At 31.1% G+C, this 8,166-nt stretch carries 8 protein-coding genes; all 8 read left to right on the top strand.

Features of this window, described 5'->3' with window-relative positions:
• The coding region (locus tag ACI3VO_RS00940; RefSeq protein WP_439756100.1) for an endonuclease III domain-containing protein at positions 1-328 on the top strand (328 nt) is incomplete at its 5' end.
• 8 nt (positions 329-336) lie between these two features.
• Entirely contained in the window at positions 337-1,692 is a 1,356-nt protein-coding gene (locus ACI3VO_RS00935; RefSeq protein WP_439756099.1) for a VanW family protein, read from the top strand.
• 106 nt (positions 1,693-1,798) lie between these two features.
• Positions 1,799-2,269 carry a tRNA (uridine(34)/cytosine(34)/5-carboxymethylaminomethyluridine(34)-2'-O)-methyltransferase TrmL gene (gene trmL, locus ACI3VO_RS00930; protein WP_439756098.1) on the top strand — a complete coding sequence of 157 codons (471 nt, stop codon included), beginning with the start codon at positions 1,799-1,801 and terminating at the stop codon, positions 2,267-2,269.
• 28 nt (positions 2,270-2,297) lie between these two features.
• Positions 2,298-3,143, top strand: a complete 846-nt coding sequence (locus tag ACI3VO_RS00925) for a DegV family protein (protein ID WP_439756097.1) — start codon at positions 2,298-2,300, stop codon at positions 3,141-3,143.
• Between the two features lie 336 nt (positions 3,144-3,479).
• On the top strand, positions 3,480-4,514 hold the full coding sequence (locus ACI3VO_RS00920) for a BMP family lipoprotein (protein WP_439756096.1): 1,035 nt from the start codon (positions 3,480-3,482) through the stop codon (positions 4,512-4,514).
• Between the two features lie 134 nt (positions 4,515-4,648).
• Positions 4,649-5,695 (top strand): BMP family lipoprotein, encoded by a 1,047-nt coding sequence (locus ACI3VO_RS00915; RefSeq protein ID WP_439756095.1) that lies wholly within the window; start codon positions 4,649-4,651, stop codon positions 5,693-5,695.
• Positions 5,696-5,710: 15 nt separating this feature from the next.
• Positions 5,711-7,282, top strand: a complete 1,572-nt coding sequence (locus ACI3VO_RS00910; protein ID WP_439756094.1) for an ABC transporter ATP-binding protein — start codon at positions 5,711-5,713, stop codon at positions 7,280-7,282.
• The coding region (locus ACI3VO_RS00905) for an ABC transporter permease (RefSeq protein ID WP_439756093.1) at positions 7,272-8,166 on the top strand (895 nt) is incomplete at its 3' end. The genes ACI3VO_RS00910 and ACI3VO_RS00905, both read left to right, overlap by 11 nt.

The raw sequence follows: 8,166 nt of genomic DNA, 5'->3' as shown, positions 1-8,166 counted from the left end.
AGTACCTCAAACTTTAAAGGAATTAACTACACTTCCAGGCGTAGGAAGAAAAACTGCTGATGTAGTTTTGAGTAATGCCTTCAACCACGATGCTATAGCAGTTGATACACATGTATTTAGAGTTACGAATAGAATAGGAATCGTAAACACTAAAACTCCTGAAAAAACAGAATTTGCATTGATGGAGGCAATACCTAAAAATAGATGGTCTCATTCACATCATCTATTTATATTCCATGGAAGAAGAATGTGTAAGGCTAGAAAGCCAGAATGTGATGTATGTCCAATAAAAGAGGATTGTGATTACTATAATAATGAAATAGATTAGGAATTTATTTGAGGATACTATTAATTACTATAAAGGAAGGAATGACGGCTTTGAAAAGACTTGGACTTTTAGTAATATTAGTAATTGTTTTTATAATAGGAAAAGCAGATATAGTAGATGCTTTTAATTTTAATCAAAAAATTTATAAAAATGTATATATCGATAATATCGATTTATCAGGCTTAACTAGAGAAGAAGCAAAGCAAAAAGTGAATTCTTATATAGAAGAAAATAGGTGCTTTGTATTAATTTACAAAAATCAAGAGATAATAATAGATAAAAGTAAATTTGAGGTAGATTATAAGGTCGATAATTTAATTGAGCAGGCTTATAAAGTAGGCAGAAGTGAAGATATAATTTCAGATATAAAAACAAGGATAAGTTTACGCAGAGGCGACAAGAAAATAATTCCATTTGATTGTAATTATAGTATTTCAAAAATAGATAAACTAATAGAGGATCTCAATTCGAAAATTTATATAGCTCCAGTAGATGCAACAGCAGAGATTTCAAATGGAGAAATAATTGTGACAGAAGATAGCTACGGACAAACTATAGATAAAAATAAATTAAAAGAAATCATAATTTATAAAATAGAAAATTTAAATTGTGAAAAGGCTGAAATACCGATAAAAACTATAGCTCCAAAATATACCTATGATCAATTAAAAAAAATAAATACTTTATTAGGGACTTATGAGACTTATTTTAATCCTAACAATACAAATAGAGTAGATAATATAAGTGTAGCTGCAAACTCAACTAGCAATATAATTGTAAATACAGACGAGAAATTTTCTTTTAATAATATATTAGAAAGTACAGGAGCGAGAAGCAAGCTAAAAAATGCGCCGATTATTTTAAATGGAAAACCAGGTAGAGGATTAGGTGGTGGAATATGTCAGGTTTCAACTACTATTTATAATGCGGCATTATACGCAGGAATGGATATAGTTGACGTGACGAACCACTCTATACCTAGCTTATATGCTAATAAAGGAAGAGATGCGACTGTATCATATGGATATATAGATTTTGTATTTCAAAATAAAAATAAAACACCGATAATAATATACAATCAAGTTTTCAAAGGAAGGATTGTATCGAGTATATATGGAAATGGAGAAGATAAAAAGAACATAGAAATTAAGACAGAGGTAGTAAAGGTTATTAAAAATAAAAAAGTCTATAAACAGGATTCTAGTTTACAAAAAGGAACAGAAGTGGTTGAACAAGAGGGAAAATTAGGATATACTGTAAATACTTTTCGTTTATACAAATTAGACGGAGAGATTTTAAAAAAGGAGCTAATAAATACTAGCTATTATCCGCCTCGTGACGAAATAATTAAAATAAACAAATGAAGTTTTTAAATAGTAGCTTTTTTTGATATAATAAAGCTTAGGTTTATGATTTTATAAAAATTTTTATGCAAATAATTAATAAGTATATTAGTATAAGGAGGAAAAAATGTCATTAAATGTTGTATTAGTAGAACCTGAAATACCTCAAAATACTGGAAATATAATAAGAACTTGTGCAAATACAGGAACAACTTTACATTTAATAAGACCTTTAGGGTTTTCATTGAAGGATAAATATTTAAAAAGATGTGGACTTGATTATTGGGATATTTCAGAAATAAAATATTACGATAGCTTTGAGGAATTACAAGAAAAATATCCAGATGCAAAATATTATTTTGCTACAACAAAAGCAACTAAAGCTCATTCAGATGTAGAATATGAGGATGGGTGCTTTTTAGTATTTGGAAAGGAAACAAAGGGACTGCCAAACGCTTTAATAGAAAAAAACATTGAAAATTGTATTAGAATACCTATGTTGAATTTAGAAAAAGCGAGATGCTTAAATTTATCAAATTCTGTTGCTGTAGTAGTATATGAAGCTATGAGACAAATTGGATATCCGGGAATGAGATAGCAATTTTATAATAAAGGAGTTTTTAACTATGGGCAAGATAAAAATAATTTGTGACAGTATGTCAGATTTAACTAAAGAACAAATAGAAAAGTACGATATAGAAGTTTTACCTTTAACTGTAATATTAGAAGATAAAGAATATAAAGATGGAATAGATTTTGAGTTAGATGAGTTTTATAAAATATTAGAAGAAAAAAAGGTCTATCCAAAGACATCACAAGTAACGTATGGACAATTTAAAGCTGTATTTGATAAATATATAGCTGAAGGAAGAACTATTTTCTATGTGGCATCATCAGCAAATGCTACAGGAAGTTATCAAAGTGCAGTTATGGCTAAAAATGATACAGATGGAGAAATATATTTATACGATGCAAGCAATTTAACTTTTGGAGCAGGAATATTTGTATTAAGAGCTGCTGAGTTAGCTGAACAAGGTAAGAATGTTGAAGAAATAATTCCAGAGCTTGATTTAATAAAAGAAAAATACTGTCTAGTATTCTCTATAGATTCTTTAAACCACCTTCAAAAAGGAGGAAGAATATCTTCTACAAAGGCTGTTTTAGGGAATATATTAAATGTAAAGCCTATATGCGAGGTAAAGGATGGATTAGTTACTCAGCTAGGTCAAGTTCGAGGTAAGAAGAACGTTATAAATAAATTAATTGAAACTACAGATGAATTAACTAATGGTCAAATAGACAATAAAGTTATGTACGTTGGATATATGGACAATGTAAAAGAAAGAGATGCACTAATAGAGGTTTTAAAGGAAAAATACAATCCTGAAAAAATAGGCTCATTTAGAGTAGGTTCTTGTATAGGATCACATTCAGGACCTGGAGTTTTAGGATTATTAACTTTTAAGAAATAATATATTTTAACTATAAATGAAAAATATATAATACATAGAATTATTTAAATAAGTTGTAAAGTAAATATTTATTTTGCAGCTTATTTTTTTATGGAAAAATACGAATAAAGATTTAAAATATGAAAAATAAGTATTGATTTTTTAAAAAGAAAATAGGATAATGTAAATACATAAAAATTCGTGCTATTTCGACATATAAAACAAATATATTAATTTAAATATATAATAATATTTAAATTAATATGCATTAAATAAGATTAATTTGACTTATAAATAATATATAGAAATTTGCACAAAATAAAAATAGTAAATAATAGACAACTACAGGAGGAAAATATGCAATTTAAGAAATTATTTATGACAGGACTTTCAATAGTTATGATGAGTTCATTACTAGTTGGATGCGGTGGTAATAATACGGCGAAAGAAGAGAACGTATATAAAATAGGTATGATCTCCGATACAGGAGGGGTACACGATGAATCCTTCAACCAATCTACTTGGGAAGGTCTACAAAAGGCTGAGGAAAAATACGGCAAAGATAAAGTCCAAGTAAAATATGTAGAATCTACTCAAGAAGCTGATTATGTTCCAAATATAGAGACATTTGTAGAAGAGGATTTAGATTTAATAATTGGTGTTGGTTATAAAATGGCTGATGCAATAGAAACAGCAGCTAAAAATTATCCTGATACAGAATTTGCAATAATAGACCATTCATATGAAACACAACCAGAAAATGTTACATCATTAATGTACGAGGATAACACAGCATCTTATTTAGCAGGATTAATAGCAGGTAAAATGACTAAAACAAATAAAGTAGCATTTATAGGTGGAATAGAAAGTCCAGTATTAGCTAAATTTGAATATGGATATAAGGCAGGTGTTAAGGCTGCAAATCCAGATTGTGAAGTAATAGCTAGATATGCCAATACTTTCAGTGATTCAGCATTAGGAAAATCTATAGCTAACCAAATGCACAAGGATGGAGTAGATATCATATTCACAGCAGCAGGAGCAGTTGGAACAGGAGCAATAGAAGCAGCTAAGGAAAACAATAAAATGGCTATAGGTGTCGATGTAGACCAAAGTCCTCTAGCACCAGACAACATAATAACATCAACTATGAAAAACATAGATGTATCAATTATTGATTTAGTTGGACAAATGATAGATGGAACTTACAAAGGTGGCGAGGTTGTATTAAATACACTTGCTAGTGGTGGTGTTGGATTATCTGATACAACAAGCAAAAATGTTCCACAAGATGTTATGGATTATGTTGAAGCAGAAGCTCAAAAGATAAAAGACGGAGAAACTAAGGTTCCATCAAATGAAAAAGAATACCAAGAAATAGTTGGAAAATAATTTTCTAATAAATAGCTATTGAGTAGAGATACTTGATAGTTATTTATTTAAAATCAAAATATCGATCTAGTTATAAATAATATACAAAAATTTGCACAAAATAAAAATATAATAGACAGCTTTAGGAGGACGTTATGCAATTAAAAAAGATACTTGCAATTGGACTTATATGTACGATGATAGGTTCGTTATCAGTTGGATGTACTAATAAAGGGAATACAGATAATGTATCTGAAGATGGAAAAATATACAAGGTAGGAATGATCACTGATACAGGTGGTGTCAATGATGAATCATTTAACCAATCTACTTGGGAGGGCTTACAAAAGGCCGAAGAAAAATACGGCAAAGACAAGGTACAAGTAAAATACTTAGAATCTAATCAGGATGCAGATTATGCCCCAAATATAGAGACATTTGTAGAAGAAGATCTAGACTTGATAATTGGTGTTGGCTACAAAACTGCCGATGCTATAGAAACAGCAGCAGCAAATTACCCTGAAAAGCAATTTGCAATAATAGACCATGCATATGAAAAACAACCAGAAAATGTAACTTCATTAGTATATGAAGATAATACAGCGTCATATCTAGCAGGATTAATAGCAGGTAAAATGACTAAAACAAACAAAGTTGCGTATATTTCTGGAATGGACAGTGTAGTGTTAAATAGATTTAGATATGGATATAAAGCGGGAGTTAAGACTGCTAACCCAGATTGTGAAGTGATAGACAGATGCGCAAACAGCTTCAACGATTCTGCATTAGGAAAATCTATAGCAAACCAAATGCACAAAGACGGTGTAGATGTTATATTCACAGCAGCAGGAGCAGTTGGTACAGGAGCGATAGAAGCAGCTAAAGAAAACAATAAGATGGCTATAGGTGTTGACACAGACCAAAATGATTTAGCTCCAGATAATGTAATAACGTCAGCAGTAAAAAATATAGATGTATCAGTTATAGATTTAATAGGTCAATTAATAGATGGCACTTATAAAGGTGGCCAAGTTGTAGTAAATACACTTGCTAGTGGCGGTGTAGGGATAGCAGATAGTACTGATAAAAATGTTCCAAAGGATATACTTGATTATGTTGAAAAGGAAGCTCAAAAGATAAAAGATGGTGAAATAACTGTTCCAGAAAATGCCGAAGAATATAAAGAAATATTTGGAGAATAGCGAGGAGGGTATATCATGGAAAATAGTTATATAGATTACAGTCAAAAAAGTATACAAATGAAAAATATAACTAAAAAGTTTGGTGATTTTGTAGCAAATGATAATATAAATCTGACTGTACATAAAGGTGAAATCCATGCTCTTTTAGGAGAAAATGGAGCAGGAAAATCAACTTTAATGAATATTTTATATGGGCTATATACTCCGACTTCAGGTGAAATTTATATTAATGGAGAGCTTACAAATATAGAAAATCCTACTGTTGCTATTGAAAAGGGAATAGGTATGGTGCATCAGCATTTCATGTTGATTGGAACCTTTACAGTGGCTCAAAATATAATTTTAGGTAGTGAGACTACTAAATTTATGGGTGCCTTAGATATGAAAAAGGCTATTAAGGATGTAGAGGAGTTATCTAAAAAATACGGTTTATCAGTAGATCCTATGGCTAAAATAGACGATATATCAGTCGGAATGCAGCAGAGAGTAGAGATACTAAAGGCTCTATATAGAGGAGCAGACATGCTTATACTTGACGAGCCGACAGCAGTTTTAACACCACAAGAAATAGAAGATTTAATAAAAATAATAAGAAATTTAACTAAAGAAGGAAAGTCGGTCATTATAATTACGCATAAATTAAAGGAAATAAAAGCAATAGCAGATTATTGTACGATTATAAGACGTGGAAAATATATCGATACTGTAAAAGTTGACGAGGTAACAGAGGACGATTTAGCGACTATGATGGTCGGTAGAGAGGTTAATTTCAAGGTCGACAAGAAAGCATCCGAACCAACAGATACAGTACTAAAAATAGAAAACTTAGTAGTAAAAGACAATAGAAAAATAAATGCTGTAGATAATCTATCATTAGAAGTAAAAGCAGGAGAAATACTGGGAATAGCAGGTATAGATGGAAATGGACAGAGCGAGCTAGTCGAGGCTTTGACTGGACTTAGAAAATCTCACAGCGGAAGTATAAAAATAAACGGCAAAGAAGTTAAAAACAATACGCCAAAGCAAATATTTAAAAAGGGTATAAAAAATATACCTGAAGATAGACATAAAAGAGGTCTTGTACTAGACTTCACTGTCGCAGAAAATACTATTTTACAAAATTATAAAGAAAATAGATTTTCTAAAAATTTCATAATAAATCAAGAAGCGATGAATGAGCATGCTAAATCTATAATTTCTAGATTTGATGTCAGACCTACAGATTACACTCAGAGAACAAGAGCACTTTCTGGTGGAAATCAACAAAAGATAATAATCGGTAGAGAAGTAAATAACATAGAAATGTCTAGAAAAGAAAATCACGAGCCACAGCTTTTAATAGCAACTCAACCTACGAGAGGACTTGATGTTGGGGCTATAGAGTTTGTTCATAAATCACTAATAGAGCAAAGAGATGCAGGAAATGCAGTTTTACTAGTTTCTCTAGAACTAGACGAAGTAATGAATGTATCTGATAGAATAGCAGTAATGTACGAAGGGCAGATAGTAGGAATCGTAAATGCCGATGAAACAGACGAAAATGCTCTAGGACTTATGATGGCAGGAGGTGCTAATAGTGGAGAATAAGTTATTTAAAAGCAAAAAAATAATAAATGATACTTTTATATTTTCAATAGCATCTGTTGTTTTAGGTCTTTTAGTCGGAGCTATAGCGTTGATTCTTTCTGGACACAATCCTATTACAGTTTACAGTGCATTAATAGAAGGTATAATAGGAAAGCCTAAGTATATAGCGTGGACTATAATCAGAGGTACACCGCTAATACTTACAGGTTTATCAATTGCATTTGCTTACAAAACAGGACTTTTTAATATAGGCGCTGAAGGGCAATTTATAATAGGAGCGCTAGTTGCAGTATTAGTTGGTGCTGGAGTAGATTTACCAGCATTTATACACATACCTCTTACTTTGATATCAGCTGCTTTAGCAGGTGCTTTATGGGGAGGTATATCAGGCTGGCTAAAGGCTAGATTTGGAATAAATGAAGTTATATCAAATATTATGTTGAACTGGATAGCATTTTATTTAAGTAATTTTGTATTGATGACTACATGGTTAAAGGTTCCTAACAGTGAGACATCAGTTCCAATAAAAGATAGTGCTAAAATAAGCATAGATTGGATGAAAGGCTTAGTTGGTCCAGCTACTAGTGTAAACTGGGGTATCGTAATATCTATAGTACTAGTTCTTATAATTGCATTTATATTGAAAAAAACAACTCTAGGATTTGAGCTTAGAGCAGTTGGATTTAACAAGTTTGGAGCTGAATATGCAGGTATAAATATAAGAAGCTCTATGGTAAAATCGATGGCAATAGCCGGTTTATTAGCTGCAATAGCCGGTGCAATACAGGTTATGGGAGTAACTAATGTTATAACAGTACTTCCAGCACAAGAGGGATATGGATTCGATGGTATAGCTGTTGCACTTATCGCCAACAACAATCCTA

It is taken from the genome of Intestinibacter sp., from assembly GCF_051866655.1.
Taxonomy (GTDB): domain Bacteria; phylum Bacillota; class Clostridia; order Peptostreptococcales; family Peptostreptococcaceae; genus Intestinibacter.
Note: the sequence above shows the minus strand (reverse complement) of the source record. Positions and strands in the feature narration are given on the sequence as shown.